Here is a 20,401-nt window from a genome sequence, read left to right on the forward strand (position 1 = left end):
TGGTCCCGGAGCCGTCGGCCGCGGCCAAATTTCCGACAAACATCGACACTATGGCCACGCCGACTTCCCCGATGGCGCGGCCCCCAGCTTTAACTCAAGAGACCGGTTTTTGGCATGAAGATTCGCGTCGCGCTCGTCTCCGCACTGCTGGCCGTTTCCGGCTGCACGACGCTGGGCAGCAACCCTGGCCCCACGGTGGCGCCGCAGCCGGCCGCAACGCCGCCAGGTGAAGGCAAGATCGCGACGACGGTCATTTCCGCCATGGGCGGCGGCCTCGTCAGCGGATCGATCGGTACCGGCTTGAGCGGCCCCGAAAAGCGCAAGGCGCTGGAGGCGGAATACAGGGCGCTCGAGTACACGGCGAGCAGCCAGAAGGTGACGTGGAAGAGCGATCGGTCGGCGCATTACGGTGAAGTCGTGCCCGCCCAGCCCTATCGTGTCGGGTCGCAGGACTGCCGACAATACACCCATACGGTGTTTACCGGCGCCGCCGGCGCCACCGCGCGCGGAACCGCTTGCCGCAACGCCGATGGCAGCTGGACGCCGCTGACGTAACGACCGGCCGGATAATGCATGTCGCGCAAAAGTGTGCAGCGGTTTTGCGATAACGACATGCATAAAAACAAGAATCGCGCAAAAGCATGCCCTCGGGCCTGACTCGAGGGTGTGCGGCGGTTTTGCGATGACGACATGCATGAAAACAACTACCTAAGGCGCGTCGCATTACGTCGGTCGATCGCGACGCGCTTAAGGTCCGGTTGACATCAATCAAGGACATGCGACGCATCTGCCGTCAAAGCGTCGCAGGACGCCTGTGTTGGCAGGGCAGGGCTCTGCCGTTATTGGAAGAAACATGCTGTTCTGGGTCATAGCCGCCATTCTCACGCTGGGTGCAAGCCTGGCGGTGCTGCTGCCGCTGGCCGGCGGCCCGAAGGATGGTTCGGCGAGCAGCGATCATGACCTTGAAGTCTATCGCGACCAGTTGTCCGAGCTTGACCGCGACGTGGCGCGTGGCCTGATCCAGCCGGCGGAGGCCGAAGAGGCGCGTGCGGAGATCGCCCGTCGCATCCTTCGCCTGGACAATGCCGCCGACAAGGCAGCGGCGCGGCAACCGTCGATGGCGACCAGGCTGGTTGCGACGGCTGCGGTCCTGGCGGTCCCGCTGGTCAGCTGGGGCTTGTACAGCCAACTCGGCTCGCCCGATCTGCCGTCGCAGCCGCTCAGCGAGCGACTGGCCAAGAATCCCGCCGACAGTTCGGTCGACGAACTGGTGGCACGCGCCGAGGCCCACCTTGCCGCCAACCCGTCCGATGGCAGGGGTTGGGACGTGCTGGCGCCAATCTATCTGCGCATGCAGCGATTCTCCGACGCGGTGACGGCGTACCGCAACGCCATTCGCCTCGACGGCGACAGCGCAGCCCGCCAGGCCGGCCTCGGCGAGGCGATCGCCAGCGAAGCGGGCGGCATTGTCTCGGCCGATGCTCAGGCCGCCTTCGAGGCGGCGCTGAAGCTCGATCCGGCGAATCCGAAGGCCAGCTTTTATCTGGCGATGGGTATGGCGCAGGAAGGCCGCATCGAGGAGGCGACTGCCGGCTGGCAGAAAATGCTCGCGGCCTTGCCACAGGACTCGCCCTGGCGCGGCGCCGTCGAGCAGGCACTGGCCGAATCCGCCAGGCGCGGCGTCGCTTCGGGAGTGCCTGCAAAAGGCCCGAACGCCGGGGATGTCGATGCCGCCGCGTCGATGTCGCCGCAGGATAGGGAAGCGATGATCAACACCATGGTTGCGGGGCTTGACGAAAAACTGCGGCAAAACCCGCGCGATGCGGAAGGATGGATGCAGCTTATTCGTTCCTATGTCGTGCTGGGCAAGGCCGATCAGGCGCGCGACGCGCTCAATCGTGGTATCGCCGTTTTTGGCCCCGATAGTGACGAAGCGAAGAAATTCATCGCCTTTGCCGTCTCGCTTGGCCTGACGGCGACGGAGTAAAAAATGACGCGCAAGCAGAAACGACTGTCGGTGATCGCCGGAGGGTTGGCCTTCCTCGGTGCCGCCACCGGCCTGACCTTCTACGCGCTCGGCCAGAAGGCCTCCTACTTCTACATGCCCGCCGATCTGACCGCCGCCAGCCTGCAGCCCGGGCAGCGTATCAGGCTCGGCGGCCTCGTCGAAAAAGGCACGATCGAGCGCGGTCAGGGGACCACCGTCGCCTTTTCGGTGACCGACAACCAGAAGCAGGTCAAGGTTACCTACACCGGCATTCTTCCCGACCTTTTCCGCGAGGACCAGGGCGTCATCACTGAAGGCATTTTTCGCCCGGACGGCGTCTTCGTCGCCGACAGCGTGCTGGCCAAGCACGACGAGAACTATATGCCCAAGGAGGTGGCCGACGGCCTCAAATCCAGGGGCGTGTGGCAGGAGAGCAAAAAGTGACTAAGCAGGTTCCGCAAAAGCCTGCCCTCGGGCTTGACCCGAGGGTTCCCACGATTTTGCGGCAAGACCCTGCGGCAAAGCAAAAACCTGGCGGGCTTGGCCACAATGGTTGAAACCGGACATTTCGCGCTGGTCCTGGCGTTCGCGCTGTCTTTGGTGCAGGCGCTGGTGCCGCTGTTCGGCGCGCGTATCAACAGCCAGAAGATGATGGCCGTCGGCGGTCCGGTCGCGGTGACCGGCTTCGCCTTGACCGCTCTGTCCTTCGCGGCGCTGGCGACGGCCTATGCGACGTCCGACTTTTCGGTGGCCAACGTCTGGGACAACTCGCATTCGCTGCAGCCGCTGATCTACAAGATCACCGGCACATGGGGCAATCACGAGGGCTCGATGCTGCTCTGGGTGCTGATCCTGAGCTTCTTCGGGGCGCTCGTCGCTGCTTTCGGCAGCAATCTTCCAGCGACCCTTCGAGCCAACGTGCTGGCCGTGCAAGGCGCGATCGGCGCCACCTTCTTGCTGTTCATCCTGGCGACGTCCAACCCGTTCGCCAGGCTCAATCCGGCGCCGATCGAGGGCCGCGATCTCAACCCGATCCTGCAGGATCTCGGCCTCGCCATCCATCCGCCGCTGCTCTATCTCGGCTATGTCGGCTTCTCGATCTGCTTTTCCTTCTCGGTCGCCGCCCTCATCGAAGGCCGCATCGACGCGTCCTGGGCGCGCTGGGTGCGGCCATGGACGCTGGTCGCGTGGATGTTCCTGACCGGCGGCATCGCCATGGGTTCCTACTGGGCCTATTACGAACTTGGCTGGGGCGGTTTCTGGTTCTGGGATCCGGTCGAGAACGCCTCGTTCATGCCTTGGCTGGCCGGCACCGCGCTGCTCCATTCGGCGATCGTCATGGAAAAGCGCTCGGCCCTGAAGATCTGGACGCTGTTGCTGGCGATCCTGACCTTCTCGCTGTCGCTGCTCGGCACCTTCCTGGTGCGCTCCGGCGTGCTCACCTCCGTCCACACCTTCGCCACCGATCCGACGCGCGGCGTGTTCATTCTCTGCATCCTGACACTGTTCATCGGCGGCTCACTGGCGTTGTTCGCCTTTCGCGCCTCGAGGTTGACGGCCGGCGGCCTGTTTCATCCGATCTCGCGCGAAGGGGCGCTGGTCCTCAACAATCTGTTCCTGACCACGGCCACCGCCACCGTGCTGATCGGCACGCTCTATCCGCTGGTCGTCGAGGCCGTTTCGGCCGACAAGATTTCGGTCGGCGCGCCGTTCTTCAACCTGACGTTCGGCCCGCTGATGGTGCCGCTCCTGGTCGCGGTTCCGTTCGGGCCGCTTCTGGCCTGGAAGCGCGGCGACATTTTCGCCGTCGCCCAGCGGCTGATGGCGGCCTTCGCCGCCGCGCTTCTGGCCGTGCTGGTGACGGCCTTGTTCATCGACGGCGCGTCGGTGTTCGCAGCACTTGGCGTCGGCCTGGCTTTCTGGCTGATCTGCGGCGCGCTCACCGATATTGCCGTCAAGTCCGGCCTTGGCAGTGTCGCGCCCGGCGTCATGCTCAGGCGCTTCGCCGGCCTGCCGCGTTCGGTCTTCGGCACCGCGCTCGCCCATCTCGGTCTTGGGCTGACGACGCTGGGCATCGTCGGCACACTTTGCTTCGGCACCGAGAAGATACTGTCGATGCGTGCCGGCGAGACCGTGCAACTGTCCGGCCACACACTGCGCTTCGAAGGGCTCTATCCGGCCCAGGGGCCCAACTACAGCGAGGATCGCGGCCGCTTCGCCCTGCTCGGCGCTGATGGAACCACCACCGCCGTGATCACCTCGTCCAAGCGCTCCTACCCGGTCCGGCAGATGACGACGACCGAGTCGGGTATCAAGACGATCGGTTTCAGCCAGCTCTACCTCTCGCTTGGCGACGAGGCGACCGACGGCTCCGTCGTGGTGCGGCTGTGGTGGAAGCCGCTGGTGACGCTGATCTGGGGCGGCGGTCTTGTCATGATGGCAGGTGCTGCGATGTCGCTGATGGACCGGCGGCTGCGCGTCGGCGCACCGTCGCGCCGCCGCAGATCGGCGGGCGCCATGCCTTCGGCGAGCCCGCCATGATCGCAAGAATTTCGCTGGCCTCCCTGATCCTGCTGCTAACGCTGTTGTTTGCCGGCGCCGCACTTGCGGTGAAGCCGGACGAGGTTTTGGCCGACCCGGCGCTCGAGGCGCGGGCGCGGACGCTTTCGGAAGAGCTGCGCTGCATGGTTTGCCAGAACCAGTCGATCGACGAATCCGACGCCGACCTTGCCCGCGACCTGCGCGTGCTGGTGCGCCAGCGCCTGGTCGCCGGCGATACCGACCGGCAGGTGATCGACTACATCGTTTCCCGCTACGGCGAGTTCGTGCTGTTGAAGCCGCGCTTCAGCCTGCGCAATGCGCTGTTGTGGGGCACGCCGGTCCTTCTGCTGCTTGCCGGCGGGATTTTCATCGTGCTGACCGCCCGGTCGCGCCGATCGGCGCCTGCGGCCATGCTCACAGCCGAGGAGAAGGCAACGTTGGACAAGATGCTGGGTAACTAATTCGGCCCGGCCGCCCCGCCGCCAAGACCGCGGCCGTGTCACGATGTCTCGCGACCAGGTGACGAACCGCTTCAAGCCTTGTCTGCGCGCCTGGCTTCCGACGCTTCGATGATGGCGTCGATTTCCGCCATGGCTTCGTCGTGCGGCACGACACGGCCAGCTGCCGCATCGGCCATGCCGCGTTTGATGCCTTCGATGATCTCAAGCTCGCGATCGACATAGGCCGATATCGCCTCGGCCGCGAGGAAGGATTTGCTGCGCCGCGTGTCGGCGGCGATCCGCTCCAGCTTCAGCTTGGTTTCGGACGAAACCCGAATCGTCATGATGGCGCTTGCGGTCATGGTGAAAGCCTTGTGCTGAACTGTGTACAACATAGGGCAACGGGCGGGCGCAACCAAAGGGTTGGTGCCTGCAAACATTACCAAAGTTTCATGCACTGGAAATGGCGCCGTAATGTGCGCGCCTCTATTTCTCTTGGCCGAGGATGCCGACCGAAGCGCATCCCTTGAAAGAGGATACGAGACCCATGAATATTGCCCCCAATTCACATTCCCGCACCCGCAAACGCCTGATGGCTGCCGCCGCATCAGTGGCCATTGCCGGCGCGATCGGCTTCGGCGCGGTTGCCACCGGGACAGCCCCCGTCCTGGCCGAGGCCGTGCGTGTCGAGGCGCCTCAGGTCCCGAGCTTCGCCGACGTGGTCGAGCGCGTTTCGCCGGCGGTCGTCAGTGTCCGCGTCAAAGCCAAGATAGAATCGACCGCCGACGATGGTTCCGACCTGCCCGACGCCTTCGGCAATCTCCCCGACGATCCGCAATTGCGCCGCTTCTTCAGGGAGTTCCGTGGCTTTGGCGATCAGGATGGCCGGGATGGAATGCGACGTTTCGGACGCGGTGACCGCCAGCCGCGGCCGGTCGCTCAAGGGTCCGGCTTCTTCATCTCCGAGGATGGCTACCTCGTCACCAACAACCATGTCGTCGGAGAGGGCTCGTCCTTCACGGTCGTGATGCATGACGGCAAGGAGCTCGACGCCAAGTTGGTCGGCACAGATCCGCGCACCGATCTCGCAGTGCTCAAGGTCGAAGGCGACGGCAAGTTCACCTATGTCGACTTCGCCGACGATGCAAAGGTTCGCGTCGGCGACTGGGTGGTGGCCGTCGGCAATCCGTTCGGCCTCGGCGGCACGGTCACTGCCGGCATTGTCTCGGCCCGTGGTCGCGACATCGGCGCCGGTCCTTATGATGATTTCATCCAGATCGATGCCTCGGTGAACCGTGGCAATTCGGGTGGCCCGACCTTCAACCTCAACGGCCAGGTCGTCGGCATCAACACCGCGATCTTCTCGCCGTCCGGCGGCAGCGTCGGCATTGCCTTCGACATTCCCGCCTCGACCGCCAAACAGGTCGTTCAGGATCTGATGAAGGACGGCACCGTCCAGCGCGGCTGGCTTGGCGTCGAGATCCAGCCGGTCACCTCCGAAATCGCCGAATCGCTCGGGCTGAAGTCCGATAAGGGCGCTCTCGTTTCCAGCGCCCAGGACGATGGTCCCGGCAAGGACGCCGGCATATCGGCTGGTGACGTCATCACTCAGGTGGACGGCAAGGACGTCGCTTCGCCGAAGGAACTCGCCCGCCTGATCGGCGCCTACCCGCCCGGCAAGCCGGTCGACGTCACGCTGTGGCGTGACGGCAAGAGTGAAACGGTCAAGGTCGACCTCGGCACGCTGCCTTCGAGTGACAAGCAGGCTTCGGCCGACCAGCAGCCTTCGGCTCCGCCAAAGGCCGATACACTGGCCGACCTCGGTCTCACCGTCACCAGGTCCGACGATGGCAAAGGGCTTGTGGTGACCGATGTCGATCCCGACAGCGATGCCGCCGATCGCGGCATCCAGCCCGGCGATGTCATCACCTCGGTCAATTCGACGGAGGTCAATGGCACCGAGGACGTCGCCAAGGCCATGGCCGACGCGGTGAAGTCGGGCCGCAAGGCGGTGCTGATGCAGATCACCCGCGACGACAGCAACCGCTTCGTCGCGTTGCCTGTCGCCAAGGGCTGACGTTCCAGACTTTTCCGATGCGGCGGTTTCAAACACCCCGAACCGTCGCATGGGAAAGCACGGGGCTTGAATACGTTAGTCAGTCATCGTGTTCCGCCCCAGCGGCAGCGGGCGCCCATCGCCCGCTGCCGCTCGAACAACAGAGCAGTCGCCCAAAGTGTGAAGCGGTTTTGGGATGACGACATGCTCAAACAACAAAGCATGTCGCCCCAATCCGAGGATGCGGCGGCTCGACGCCAATAACATTATAAAACAAAGACTTACTGCTCGTTCTTGAATCATTTTGTTGGCGATACACCTTGAGGCCATGATGCCTGTGCCGGCCACTCAATCTTCCAGCGAAATCGCGTATAACGGTCCCATGAAGATTCTCGTCATAGAAGACGATCGCGAAGCAGCCGATTACCTCCAGAAAGCCTTTACCGAGGCCGGACATACCGCCCATGTCGCCGGCGACGGCGAAACCGGCTTCGCGCTCGCTGACTCCGGCGACTATGACGTGATGGTGGTCGACCGCATGCTGCCGCGCCGCGACGGCCTGTCGGTCATCGCCGGTCTTAGATCCCGAGGCAAGACTACGCCGGTGCTGATCCTGTCGGCGCTCGGCGAAGTCGACGACCGGGTCACCGGCTTGCGCGCCGGCGGCGACGACTATCTGACCAAGCCGTATGCCTTTTCCGAGCTTCTGGCCCGAGTCGAGGTGCTGAACCGCCGCGCCAGCGCCAGGGAGGCCGAAACCGTCTACCGGGTCGGCGACCTCGAACTCGACAGGCTGTCGCATTCGGTGCGGCGCGCGGCCCGCGAGATTACGCTGCAGCCGCGCGAATTCCGCCTGCTCGAATATCTGATGCGCCATGCCGGCCAGGTGGTGACGCGCACCATGCTGCTGGAAAATGTCTGGGACTATCATTTCGATCCGCAGACCAACGTCATCGACGTTCACGTCTCGCGGCTGCGCGGCAAGATCGAGAAGGGCTTCGACAAGCCGATCCTGCACACGGTTCGTGGCGCCGGCTATATGCTCAAGAGCGGCTAGCATGGCCCTTTCCATGCCGGCCATCATGAAGACGACGGCAGCGCGGCTTTCGGCGCTCTATCTCCTGCTGTTCGCCATCTGTGCGGTGCTGCTCGTCTTCTACATGACCTCGCTGTCGGCGCGCATGCTGACCGGCCAGACGCAGGAGACCATCAACGACGAGGTGCTCGGCCTCGCCCGGGTCTACCAGCGCGGCGGCTTGCCGCTGCTGGTCCGGGTGGTCGAGCAGCGCTCCCGCCAGCCCGGCGCCAATCTCTATTTGATCGCCGATGCCAACGGCCAGATCCTGACCGGCAACGTGCAGAGCCTGGAACCCGGCGTTCTCGTGGCCGAGGGCTGGACGACGGAGCCGTTTTCCTACCGGCGCTTTGGCGAGGGCGAGCTCGAGCGGCAACGCAACCCGATCGCCGACCCGAACGAACCCAGCCAGAGTGAAGTCCAGGTCGAAGGCGAGAAGGGCCACAACGCCATTGCCTTGGTGCTGCGCCTGCCGAACCAGATGATCATGCTGGTCGGCCGCGATCTCGGCGAGCCTGAGCGGTTCCGCGCCGTCATCCGCCGCGCCTTGACGTTGGCGCTCGGCATGATGGCGCTTGGCGGAATTTTGATCTGGTTCTTCGTCGGCCGTGCGGCGCTGAAGCGCATCGACTCGGTGTCGCAGGCCAGTCGCCGCATCTTGGGCGGCGACCTTTCCGGCCGGCTGCCGGTCACCGGGGCCGGCGACGAGTTCGATCGGCTCTCCGAAAATCTCAATTCCATGCTGGCCAGGATCGCCACGCTGAATGAAGGGCTGAAGCAGGTCTCCGACAACATCGCCCACGATCTGAAGACACCGCTGACCAGGCTGCGCAACCGCGCCGAGGCGACGCTCTCCGGCAAGCACAACTCCGCCGCCTACCGGCAGGCGCTGGAAGCGACCATCGCCGAGTCCGACCATCTGATAAAGACCTTCAACGCCATCCTGATGATCTCAAGGCTGGAGGCGGGCTATTCCTCAGAAATCACCAGCCGGGTCGATCTGGCTGCTTCCGCGCGCGATGTCGTCGAGCTCTACGAGCCGGTGGCGGAGGAGGCGGGAGTGACACTCGAGACCTCTGTGCAGGACGGCTTCGCCGTTGAAGGCAATCGCGAGCTGATCGGCCAGGCGCTATCGAACATCGTCGACAACGCGATCAAATATTCGACCGACTCGACAGCCAAGCCGACCGTTCGCGTGGCGCTCGATCGCGTCGGCAGCGAAATCAGGCTTTCCGTCACCGACAACGGCCAGGGCATTCCCGACGATGCCGATCGCGCCAGGGCGACCGAGCGTTTCGTGCGGCTGGAGAAGAGCCGCTCGCAGCCGGGTTCCGGTCTCGGCCTCAGCCTCGCCAAGGCGATCATGACATTCCACAAAGGGCGGCTTGATCTCCTGCCCGCCAATCCTGGATTATCCGTCGTCATGAGTTTTCCCGAACGGGAGGATCGCTGATGGCGGTGAAGGCGGCTGCGGAACACACCAACTGGCTTCTGAAGCCGGCGGCAAGGCTCGTGCCTCTGGATCAGAACCGAGCCCGGCGGGAATTGTCGGAGATCGCTTCCGCAGCGCAGGAAGAGGGGCTTGCCGTGCTGGCGAAATTCCTGGCCGGCGAGGGCGCCGTCCAGGAGTTTCTCGCGGCAGTCTTCGACCTGTCGCCGTTCCTGCGCGACACGGTGCGCCGCCGCCCGCAGATCCTGGATGCGCTTTTCGATGAGACCGTCGAGGCCCGGCTGGTGTCGATCGGCGCCGCCATCGACAAGGCCGCGCGGGCGGAAGCCATCTCTGAGAACGGCCTGATGATGGAGCTGCGGCAATGGAAAGCGGAAGCGCATGTTCTGATCGCGCTGGCCGATCTTGCAGGCGAGGCCGAAACTGCAATCACAGTACGGCGGCTGAGCGATCTTGCCGACGCCTGCACCCGCGCTGCCGTCGACTTCCTGCTTCGCGACGCGCACCGACAAGGCAAGCTCAAACTGCCGGATCTCGAGGATCCGGCGCGTCGGTCGGGCTGGATACTGCTCGGCATGGGCAAGCTTGGCGCGCATGAGCTGAACTTCTCCTCCGACATCGACCTCGTCGTTTTCTTCGACCCGCAAGCGCCAGCAGTCGTCGATCCGCTCGATGCGACGGAGCTGTTTTCGCGCCTGACCCGCCGGCTGGTCCGCATGCTCCAGGACCGCACCGAACACGGCTATGTTTTCCGCACCGACCTCAGGCTTCGTCCCGACCCCGGTTCGACGCCGCTGGCGATCCCGGTCGAGGCGGCGCTGCGCTACTACGAGGCGCGCGGCCAGAACTGGGAGAGGGCCGCAATGATCAAGGCGCGTCCGGTGGCCGGCGATGTCGCCGCCGGCACTGCGTTCCTGAAGGAGCTCCAGCCCTACATCTGGCGCAAATACATGGACTATGCGGCGATCGCCGACGTCCATTCGATCAAGCGCCAGATCCACGCCCACAAGGGTCTTGGCGAGATCGCGGTGAAGGGCCACAACGTCAAGCTCGGCCGCGGCGGCATCCGCGAGATCGAGTTCTTCGTCCAGACCCAGCAGCTCATCGCCGGCGGCCGCTTCCCCGAACTGCGCGGCCGCGAGACGGTGCCGATGCTTGGCCAGCTTGCGGCACGCGGCTGGATCACTGCCGATGCGCGCGATACGCTCACAAGGCAGTACTGGCTCCTGCGCCGCGTCGAGCACGCCGTTCAGATGGTCGCCGACGAGCAGATCCACATACTGCCGGACGATGACGAAGGGCTCGAACGCATTGCCCGCCTGCTCGGTTTTGCCGATGCGGCGGCCTTTGCCGAGGCGTTCCGCGCCGCACTCCATCAGGTCGAACGCCACTACGCAGCGCTTTTCGAGACCGCGCCCGAGCTTTCGGCTGGCATCGGCAATCTGGTCTTTACCGGCGATGTCGACGACCCCGATACGTTGCAGACCCTGCAGAGATTGGGATTCCAGCGGGCGAGCGACATCTGCCGCGTCATCCGCGGCTGGCATTTCGGCCGCTATCGCGTCACCCAGTCAGCCGAGGCGCGCGAGCGGTTGACCGAACTGACGCCGGCGCTGCTGCAATCCTTCGGCCAGACGCGCCGCGCGGACGAGGCGTTGATACGCTTTGACGAATTCCTTGCCGGTCTGCCCGCCGGCATTCAGCTGTTCTCGCTGCTCCACTCCAATCCGGCTCTGCTGAAGCTGCTGGCGACCATCATGGGCGCGGCGCCCCGGCTGGCCGCCATCATCACACGCCGGCCGCACGTGTTTGACGGCCTGCTTGATCCGGCCCTTTTGACCGAACTGCCGGACCGCGCCTATCTGTCCGGCCGTCTCGCCGCGTTCCTCGAAGGCGACAGGGCCTATGAGGACGTGCTCGACCGCTTGCGCATCTTTGCGTCCGAGCAAAAATTCCTGATCGGCGTCAGGCTGCTTGCCGGCTCGATTGATCCGGCGCGCGCCGGCCGTGCCTTTTCCGATCTGGCCGATCTCACCATCGACGCGGCGCTGCGGGCGGTCATCGCCGAGTTCGCGCTACGCCACGGTCGCATCGCCGGCGGCACGGTTGCGCTGCTCGGCATGGGCAAGCTCGGCAGCCGCGAATTGACGGCCGGGTCAGACGTCGACCTCATCCTGCTCTATGATCACGACGCCGATGCCGAAGAATCCGATGGCGACAAGCCGCTCGCCCCGTCGCACTATTACGCCAGGATGACGCAGCGGCTGATCGCTGCGGTGTCCGCGCCGACCGCCGAGGGCGTTCTCTACGAACTCGACCTTCGCTTGCGGCCGTCCGGCAACAAGGGGCCGGTGGCGACCCATGTCGATGCCTTCAAGAAGTACCAGCGCAAGGACGCCTGGACCTGGGAGCATATGGCGCTGTCAAGGGCCCGCGCGATCGGCGGCGATCAAGCGCTATGCGCCGAGGTCGAGGCCGAAGTGGCGCAGGTGCTTGCCCTGCCGCGCGACAGCGCCAAGGTGATGGCCGAGGCGGCCGAGATGCGCGCGATGATCGAGAAGGAAAAACCGCCGCGCGATCTCTGGGACATCAAGCTGATCCCGGGTGGTCTCATCGATCTCGAATTCATCGCGCAGGTGGCGGTGATCACGGGAAAGGTCGAAGCCGACCGCCGGGCCACCGCGACGGCGGACGTGCTGTCGAGGCTGGCGCCGGATTTCGCCGAGGCCCAGGTCAGGCAGGAGCTTTGCGATGCCTATGCGCTCTATCTGGCGCTGACCCAGATGACGCGGCTCTGCCTCACCGGCGTATTCGAACGCGACGACGTTCCGCCGGGGCTTTCGGATCTGCTACTGGCGGTCACCGACCTGCCGGATTTCGGCGTGCTGGAAGCGCACCTCAAGGAGACGTCGCAAAATGTCAGGAAGGATTTTGGCTTTTTGCTTCGTGTGAATGAGTAGTGAGTAGTGAATGGTGAATGGTGAATGGTGAATGGTGAATGGAATTAGATATTCACTACTGACTATTCACTATTCACTATTCAGGCGGCGGCCCTGACTGGCTGCGTCGGCTTCCTGGTCGGAATGCGCACCGACACGATCGTGCCGGTGCCTTCGGTGGAGCGGATTTTCAAGGCGCCGCCCTGAAGCTCGGCCAACGAGCGTGAGATGGCAAGGCCAAGGCCGGAACCGGCATGGCTCTTGGAAAACTGGTTCTGCACCTGCTCGAACGGCCGCCCGAGCTTGCTCAGCGCCTCCTTCGGGATGCCGCAGCCATTGTCTTCGATCGTCAGCACCAGAGCGCTGGAGGTGTTGCGGGCCCTTACCGCAATGCGGCCGCCCTGGCCGGTGAACTTCACCGCATTCGACAGCAGGTTGATGATGATCTGCTTGATCGCCCGGCGGTCGGCGAACAGCGTCAGCGAATCGGGGATGCGTGTTTCGACGGTGATCGACTTTTCCGCCGCCTGCAGCGAGATGACGCGCACCGTTTCCCGCATCAGTGGGCAGAGGTCGATTTCCTCCTGATCCATCGAGAACTGGCCGGCCTCGATCTTCGACATGTCGAGGATGTCGTTGATGACGCCCAGAAGATATTTGCCGCTGCCGTTGATGTCGGTGGCGTATTCCTCGTAGCGCGGCGAACCCAGGGGCCCGAACAGCGCCTGTTCCATCAGTTCGGAGAAGCCGATGATCGCGTTGAGCGGCGTGCGCAATTCATGCGACATGTTGGCCAGGAACTCGGATTTGGCCCGGTTCGCGGCCTCGGCGCGCTCGGTTTCCTTCATGTATTTGTGATTGAGCTCGACCAGCTCGCGCGACCGCTCTTCCTCTGCCCGGCGGGCAAGGCTGAGGTCATGGATCGTCGCCATCAGCCGGCGCTCACTGTCGACCAGCTTCTCCTGGTGCAGCTTGATCTGGGTGATGTCGGAGCCGACCGAGACGGTGCCGCCGTCCCTGGTCCGCAACTCGTTCACCTGCAGCCAGCGGCCATCGGCAAGCTGCCGCTCGAAGGTCACGCCGCCTTGCTGCCCGTTGGTGTTGGCAAGCCGGCGCTCCGAAGCGAAGGCAAGCATGCGATCTTCGAGAACGGCGCGCGAGGCGCCCGGCATCACGTCGCGATCCGACAGGCCGTTGTCCTGCTGGTACTTGGAATTGCACATGATCAGACGCTGGGCCGAATCCCAGAGCACGAAGGATTCGTTGATGTTTTCGATGGCCGTTCGCAGGCGAAGATCCGCGGCCTCGGAGCGCAGCGCCAAATGCCGCTGCTCGGTGACGTCGACGGCGATGCCGATCAACTGGATCTCCGGCGCTTCCGGGTCGATCACCTGCGCTCTTGCGCGCATCCACACCCATTGTCCGTCGGCGTGGCGCATCCGGAACACTTGGTCGATGTGGTCGATCTCTCGTGCGACGATCCTGTTGGCGAGTTGGAATAGGTCGCCGTCCTCGGGATGGATGATCCCGTCGACCTCGCCGAACGACAGCATCGTGTCGCAGGGCTCATAGCCCAGCATGTCGTACATCGAACGCGACCAGTACATCTTGCCGCGCACCATGTCCCAGTCCCACAGGCCGCAGCGGCCGCGCACCAGCGCCATGTCGATGCGCTGGTGCGCTTCGAGATAGATGCGGTCGGCGGTCTGGGCGCGCGCCGCCTGGCCGAAATAGGCATAGAGGACGATGATCAGCACGCCGGCCGTCAGCACGAACAGCGTGACGTTGAGCGAAACGGTCTTGCGCCACGTGTCGAAGACCGCATCCTGCGGAACGAGCGCTGCGGCAGCACCACTCCTGCCGTTTGCGAGGCTCACCGCGGCATACCAGTCCTGGCCGCCGATGCTGACCTCCATCACCCCGGCGCGGTCGCCGAACATGAACAGCGGTTGACCGCCCTGGGCGATGGCGTCGAGCGACCGCCCCTCCCAGCCCGTCGATTGCGGTGTCACGGCAACGATCTTGAACGCGCTGTCGGTGACCGCAAGCACGTGGCTTCGGCCCATGGCGCCCTGGCGGCTGATTCCCTCCAACAAGTCCTGCGTCGCGCCAGGCGTCGAGGCCATGTTCGCATCGACGCTGATCGAACTGGCCAGTTGGCCCGCCGCGAGCGAGAGGATCGCCTTGGCGTCGCGTTCCACGTCGTCGCGCTCGTGCATCAGCGACAGGAACCGCAGTGCCGCGATGACAATCAGGAAAATGATGATGAGGGCCGGTATCGATCGGCGCAGCAATGGCTCGGCTGCCAGAAGCCGTCGGTAGGCGGGTTCGGCGATCAGCCGCGCATTGCCGGCGAGACCGTCGCTTCCCGCCTCACGCTGCTCAAAACCCGTCCCTCCGGGCGCGCCCCACGCGTCCGCCTTCGCCATAAATGGCTCTCCCCGATCTTAAATCTGCTTGACGATCCGGCGACGCCGCACTTCCGAATCTTCAGCTAAAGAATCAAAGGTGATTCGGCTTGTCCATAGGCGCAGCGAAAAAAGATTAAAAATCGACTAAAATAATGGCTAAAGCCGCCGATATCCCTCCCCTTGAGGGGAGGGTGGCCCGTAGGGCCGGGAGGGGTCCTCGGTGAAGCGCTCCATCTTTGGATCAACGGTCAAGGCAGGTGAGGTCGATCGAGGCCGCGCACTGCCGCAGCGACCCCACCCGTCCATCCGCCTTCGGCGGCTGTCCACCCTCCCCTCGAGGGGGAGGGAACCCTACGCCAGCGTGCGCTCAATGATGTCGCGCAAATCGGCCGACAGGTTCTCGGTATTGGCAATCGAAAGCAGCGCTTCCCTTGCCTTGCCCTGCCGGGCAGGTTCCAGCGAGCGCCATGATCTGAGTGCCGTCGCCAGCCTGGCGGCCAATTGCGGGTTGCGCTTTTCGACCTGCAGCACCGTTTCGACGAAAAACCGGTAGCCTTCGCCGTCGGCGCGATGGAAGCCGGTCTGGTTGGCGCTGGAAAACGTGCCGACGAGCGAGCGCACCCGGTTCGGGTTGGCCATCGAGAAGGCCGGGTGGCCGGTCAGGGCGCGCACTGCATGAATGGTCTGCGGGCCCGGCACGCTGGCCTGGATATGGAACCATTTGTCCATCACCAGCGGATCGGTCGCATATTTCGCTTCGAACTCCGCCAGCGCCTTGACCGTCTCGGGCGAACCGTTATGGCGCAGCGCAAGCACGCTCAATGCGGCGGCCCGGTCGGTCATGTTGGTCGCGGACTGGAAATGCCGGGCCGCAAGCGCCGCACCTCCATGCAGCAGCGAAAGATAGTCGAGCAAGGTGTTGCGCAGCGCCCGGCGACCGGCGCTTGCCGCATCAGGACTGAAAGCGTCCTTGTCGGTCAGTCGATCGTAGAGGTCGGAGAATATCTCGCGATTCGCCTCGGCGATCGCGACCGTCAGCGCCTCGCGGGCCGAGAAAATGGCATCGGGGTCGATGTTCTTGCCGATGTCACGGGCGATATCGGCTTCGCTCGGAAGCGCCAGAGCCAGCGCCCGATAGGCCGGTTCGAGTGTCTCGTCGCCGGCTATTTTGCCGGCAAGCTCGATCAACCGCGATGCGAAACCGGGCTGCTTGCCGTCAAGGACCTGGCGGAAGGTGGATATCAGAGCCTCGGTCAAAAGCGTGTTGAACGCCTGCCAGCGCGAGAAGGTATCGTTGTCATGGCCAGCAAGGAAGAACTGATCGTCGGCCCTCTGCTCGACGGAAAGCGTCACCGGCGCCGAGAAGCCGCGGTTGAGCGACATCGCCGGGCGCTCAGTGACGCCCGAGAAGCGTACCATGTGCCGGCGCTTGCGGATATGGATGACGCCGTCCTCGACGCTGGCGCCCTCGACGCCGCCATATTCTATCGCTTTGCCGTCGGTGCCGACCAGGCTGAAGGCCAGCGGAATATGCATCAGCCGCTTGCGGCTTTCGGACGGCGTTGGCGGCACCGACTGTTCGATCTCGAGCGTGAATTCCTGGGCCGCCGCATTGTGCGTCGAACTGATGGTCAGATTGGGCGTGCCGGCCTGATGGTACCACAGCGAAAATTGCGCGAGGTCGCGCCCGGACACATCCTCGAACACCTTGATGAAGTCCTCGATGGTTGCAGCCTCGCCGTCATGACGCTCGAAATAGAGATCCATGCCGGCCCGGAACGTCTCGGCGCCGACAATGGTACGGATCATGCGCACCACTTCCGAGCCCTTTTCGTAGACTGTCGCCGTGTAGAAATTATTGATCTCGCGGTAGCGGCGCGGTCGCACCGGATGCGCCAGCGGTCCCTGGTCTTCGGGAAACTGATGTGCCTTGAGCGTGCGCACTTCGGCGATGCGTTTCACCGCTCGCGATCGCTGGTCGGCGGAAAATTCGTGATCGCGGAAAACCGTCAGCCCTTCCTTCAGGCAAAGCTGGAACCAGTCGCGGCAAGTGATTCTGTTGCCAGTCCAATTGTGGAAATACTCATGCGCGATGATCGCCTCGATATTGGCGAAATCAGCGTCCGTTGCGGTCTCCTGGTCGGCCAGCACATACTTGTCGTTGAAGATGTTGAGGCCCTTGTTCTCCATCGCGCCCATGTTGAAGTCGGACACGGCGACGATGTTGAAGACGTCGAGGTCGTATTCGCGGCCGAACGCCTCCTCGTCCCATTTCATCGACCGTTTCAGGGCGTCCATGGCGTAGCCGGCGAGCCGCTCCTTGCCCGGCTCGACAAAGATGCCGAGCTCGACCTGGCGGCCGGACAATGTGACGAAGCTGTCCGCGACCTTGCCGAGAGCCCCCGCCACAAGGGCGAACAGATAGGACGGCTTGGGGAAGGGGTCGTGCCAGACTGCATAGTGCCAGCCGTCGGCAAGTTCGCCGCTGCCAGCCGGGTTGCCGTTGGAAAGAAGCAGTGGCGCCTCGTGGTGCGGCGCCTCGATGCGCACCGTATAGACCGACAGGATATCCGGACGATCGAGAAAATAGGTGATGCGCCGAAAGCCCTCGGCCTCGCATTGCGTGCAATAGACGTTGCTCGAGCGATAGAGGCCCATCAGGGCTTCGTTGTGCGCCGGCGCCAGCTCGGTTTCGATCAGCAGTTGGAAGCGGGCTGCTGTAGGCGGCGTGGTGATCGTCAACTGATCGGGCGTGGCGAAAAAATCGGCCGGCGCAAGTGTCTGGCCGTCGATTGCGATGCGGCCGAGCGTCAGGCCATCGCCGTCCAGCACCAGCGGCATTGACGCCGCGACGCCGTCACGGCGCTCGACCGTCAGCACGGCGATGACGCGCGTGGCCTCCGGCGACAGCCGGAAAGTCAGGCCGGTTTCCGGAATGAGATAGTCGGTGGGGCGATAGTCTTCGAGCTTGAAGACCTGGCCGGTGTCCGTGCGCATTTCCGTTGGTTTTCCTGTCGATTCCCGCAGCGGCAGGTGGGTCCGCTGGTCGAAGAAATGTGAAGCACGCGCTCTTTACACGAAACCGTCACTCGACAAAACTGGCGCAGCGCCTATTTCAGGCACTCGTTTTCCAATCATCGTCGCGAGGTATCCATGACCGTCGTCACACCGAAATTCGGCATGGGCGCCTCTGTGCTGCGTCGCGAGGACCAGGCCTTCCTAAAGGGTCTCGGTCGCTATACGGACGACATCCAGCCGGCCGGCCTCCTGCACGGCTATGTTCTGCGCTCGCCGGTGGCCAAGGCAAGCTTCACCCTCGGTTCGACCGAGGCGGCCAAGGCGGCATCTGGCGTCCATCTGGTGCTGACCGGTGCTGATCTTGCTCATCTCGGCAAGCTGAAATCCGGCGTCATGCAGAGGCAGCCGGACGGCACCAAGGCGCCGACCCGCGACATTCCGGTCCTTTGCCGCGACCGGGTCAATTATGTCGGCGACGCCGTCGCCTTCGTCGTCGCAGACAGCCGCGCGCTGGCGCAGGACGCGGCCGAACTGATCGAGGTCGAATACGAGGGCGAGGATGCCGCGTCCGGCACCGCCACGGCGCTTGACGAAGGCACGCCGCTTGTCTGGCCGGAACTCGGCTCCAACCGCGCCTTCAGCTACCACATCGGCGACAAGGCGAAGACCGCGGCGGCATTCGCCAGGGCGGCGCATGTCACCCGCATCGAATTCATCAACAACCGGCTGGTCTGCAATTACATGGAGCCGCGTTCGGCGATCGGCGAATGGAACACGCAGGAGAACCGCTTCGTGCTGACCACAGGCTCGCAGGGCGTGCATTCCATGCAGTACATCCTGGCCGACATATTCAAGATCAAGAAGAACCAGCTGCGCGTCATCACGCCGGATGTCGGCGGCGGCTTCGGGCCGAAAAGCTTCGTCTATCGCGAGCATCCGCTGGTGCTGGAGGCCGCCAGACGCCTTGGCCGCCCGGTGAAATGGGCCGGCGACCGCACCGAGCATTTCCTCACCGATGCGCAAGGCCGCGACAATGTCGTGACCGCCGAGATGGCTATGGACAAGGACGGCCGCTTTCTCGGCATGAAGGTCGATCTGCTCGCCAATATCGGCGCCTATATCTCGCAATACGGCCCGTTCATCCCCTATATCGGCGTCACCATGTCGACCGGCGTCTACGACATCCAGGCGCTCGACGTTTCGGTGACCGGCCTCTACACCAACACTTGCCCGGTCGATGCCTACCGCGGCGCCGGCCGTCCGGAAGCGGCATTTCTGCTGGAAAAGCTCGTCGACGCCTGCGCCCACGATCTGGGCTTGCCAGTCGAAGAGATCCGCCGGCGCAATTTCATCAGGCCCGAGCAGTTCCCATACCGCACGCAGACCGACCGCCTCTATGATACCGGCGAATTCGCAGGCCATATGGACCGCGCCATCGAACAAGCGGAGTGGCAGGCGTTCCCGGAGCGACTGGCGCAGTCGAAGGCGGAAGGCAAAATCCGCGGCATCGGCATGGCGACTTATATCGAGGCCTGTGCTTTTCCCGGCTCCGAACCGGCCTTTGTCGAATTGAACGGCGACGGCACGGTGACGCTGAAGATCGGCACCCAGACCAACGGGCAGGGGCATGCGACCGCCTATGCGCAGTTCCTCTCGGAAAAGCTTCATCTCGACATCGGCAAGATTCATGTCCGCCAGGGCGACACCGACGAGCTGAAGGCCGGCGGTGGCACCGGCGGCTCGCGCTCCATTCCGCTTGGCGGTGTATCTGCTTCTCGCGCCGGCGAGGATCTGGCCATCAAGATCAGGCGCATCGCCGCCGATGAGCTGGAAGCCTCGGCCGACGATATCGAATTGTCCAACGGCGTTGCCCGCATCGTCGGCACCGACCGCACGATCGATTTTTCGAGCATCGCCAAGGCCGCCAAGAACCCGGACGATCTCAAGGGCTTTGGCGAGTTCGTGCAGGACGAATGCACCTATCCGAACGGCACCCACATCTGCGAGGTCGAGATCGATCCCGACACCGGCGTGACGGAAATTGTCCGCTATACGATCGTCGACGATTTCGGCGTCACCGTGAACCCTGTGCTGCTGGCCGGCCAGGTGCATGGCGGCGTCGTCCAGGGCATCGGCCAGGCGCTGACCGAGAACACGGTCTATGACGAGGACGGGCAGCTGTTGACGGCAAGCTTCATGGACTATGCCATGCCGCGCGCCGACGATTTGCCGTTCTTCCATTTCGAGACCCGCAACGTGCCCTCGACCACCAATGCGCTCGGCATCAAGGGGGCAGGCGAGGCGGGCACGATCGGAGCGACGCCGGCCGCGCTCAACGCGGTGACGGATGCGCTCTATCGCGCCTACGGCATCAGGCACATCGACATGCCAGCAACGCCGGCGCGCATCTGGGCGGCGATCCAGGAAGCAGCTGCCAAGTGAACCCGACGGACCATCCCGGCGGGCACAACACGCTGACCGGGA

At 64.0% G+C, this 20,401-nt stretch carries 13 protein-coding genes; 10 read left to right on the forward strand and 3 right to left on the reverse strand.

Annotated elements, in window-relative coordinates; genetic code table 11:
* Positions 1-114 precede the first annotated feature (114 nt).
* The 5 genes from AC0L2R_RS15000 to AC0L2R_RS15020 all read left to right on the forward strand — a co-directional run bounded on the left by AC0L2R_RS15000 (position 115) and on the right by AC0L2R_RS15020 (position 4,989).
* Positions 115-555: a hypothetical protein gene (locus tag AC0L2R_RS15000; protein WP_473509898.1), complete on the forward strand. Its 441-nt coding sequence runs from the start codon at positions 115-117 to the stop codon at positions 553-555.
* A 298-nt stretch (positions 556-853) separates the two neighbouring features.
* Positions 854-1,987, forward strand: a complete 1,134-nt coding sequence (gene ccmI / locus AC0L2R_RS15005) for a c-type cytochrome biogenesis protein CcmI (RefSeq protein ID WP_473509900.1) — start codon at positions 854-856, stop codon at positions 1,985-1,987.
* Between the two features lie 3 nt (positions 1,988-1,990).
* Positions 1,991-2,431: a cytochrome c maturation protein CcmE gene (gene ccmE, locus AC0L2R_RS15010; RefSeq protein WP_473509901.1), complete on the forward strand. Its 441-nt coding sequence runs from the start codon at positions 1,991-1,993 to the stop codon at positions 2,429-2,431.
* A 105-nt stretch (positions 2,432-2,536) separates the two neighbouring features.
* Complete coding sequence (locus AC0L2R_RS15015; RefSeq protein WP_473509903.1) at positions 2,537-4,528, forward strand: heme lyase CcmF/NrfE family subunit; 1,992 nt, start codon at positions 2,537-2,539, stop codon at positions 4,526-4,528.
* The gene (locus AC0L2R_RS15020) at positions 4,525-4,989 is read left to right on the forward strand and encodes a cytochrome c-type biogenesis protein (protein ID WP_473509905.1); all 465 of its coding nucleotides are present in this window, start codon (positions 4,525-4,527) and stop codon (positions 4,987-4,989) included. Before AC0L2R_RS15015 ends, AC0L2R_RS15020 begins: the two co-directional genes overlap by 4 nt.
* 71 nt (positions 4,990-5,060) lie before the next feature.
* On the opposite strand, the gene AC0L2R_RS15025 is transcribed toward AC0L2R_RS15020, so the two are convergent.
* Positions 5,061-5,330: a CopG family ribbon-helix-helix protein gene (locus tag AC0L2R_RS15025; protein ID WP_473509907.1), complete on the reverse strand. Its 270-nt coding sequence runs from the start codon at positions 5,328-5,330 to the stop codon at positions 5,061-5,063.
* A 185-nt stretch (positions 5,331-5,515) separates the two neighbouring features.
* Here AC0L2R_RS15025 and AC0L2R_RS15030 point away from each other — a divergent pair, with 185 nt between their 5' ends.
* The 4 genes from AC0L2R_RS15030 to AC0L2R_RS15045 all read left to right on the forward strand — a co-directional run bounded on the left by AC0L2R_RS15030 (position 5,516) and on the right by AC0L2R_RS15045 (position 12,509).
* The gene (locus AC0L2R_RS15030) at positions 5,516-7,045 is read left to right on the forward strand and encodes a Do family serine endopeptidase (RefSeq protein WP_473509909.1); all 1,530 of its coding nucleotides are present in this window, start codon (positions 5,516-5,518) and stop codon (positions 7,043-7,045) included.
* A gap of 361 nt (positions 7,046-7,406) precedes the next feature.
* Positions 7,407-8,081 (forward strand): response regulator transcription factor, encoded by a 675-nt coding sequence (locus AC0L2R_RS15035; RefSeq protein ID WP_023800810.1) that lies wholly within the window; start codon positions 7,407-7,409, stop codon positions 8,079-8,081.
* Between the two features lies 1 nt (position 8,082).
* Entirely contained in the window at positions 8,083-9,552 is a 1,470-nt protein-coding gene (locus tag AC0L2R_RS15040; protein ID WP_473509911.1) for a sensor histidine kinase, read from the forward strand.
* Positions 9,552-12,509 carry a bifunctional [glutamine synthetase] adenylyltransferase/[glutamine synthetase]-adenylyl-L-tyrosine phosphorylase gene (locus AC0L2R_RS15045; protein ID WP_473509913.1) on the forward strand — a complete coding sequence of 986 codons (2,958 nt, stop codon included), beginning with the start codon at positions 9,552-9,554 and terminating at the stop codon, positions 12,507-12,509. Before AC0L2R_RS15040 ends, AC0L2R_RS15045 begins: the two co-directional genes overlap by 1 nt.
* Before the next feature lie 80 nt (positions 12,510-12,589).
* Here the strand turns inward: AC0L2R_RS15045 and AC0L2R_RS15050 are convergent, their stop codons facing one another.
* Positions 12,590-14,917, reverse strand: coding sequence for a PAS domain-containing sensor histidine kinase (locus AC0L2R_RS15050; protein ID WP_287064262.1), 2,328 nt, complete (start codon positions 14,915-14,917; stop codon positions 12,590-12,592).
* A 333-nt stretch (positions 14,918-15,250) separates the two neighbouring features.
* A complete protein-coding gene (gene pepN / locus AC0L2R_RS15055) occupies positions 15,251-17,896 on the reverse strand; it encodes an aminopeptidase N (protein WP_473509915.1) in 2,646 nt (881 codons plus the stop codon).
* A gap of 156 nt (positions 17,897-18,052) precedes the next feature.
* Here pepN and AC0L2R_RS15060 point away from each other — a divergent pair, with 156 nt between their 5' ends.
* Entirely contained in the window at positions 18,053-20,359 is a 2,307-nt protein-coding gene (locus tag AC0L2R_RS15060; protein ID WP_473509916.1) for a xanthine dehydrogenase family protein molybdopterin-binding subunit, read from the forward strand.
* Positions 20,360-20,401 lie beyond the last annotated feature (42 nt).

This window comes from Mesorhizobium sp. WSM4820 (genome assembly GCF_055811075.1).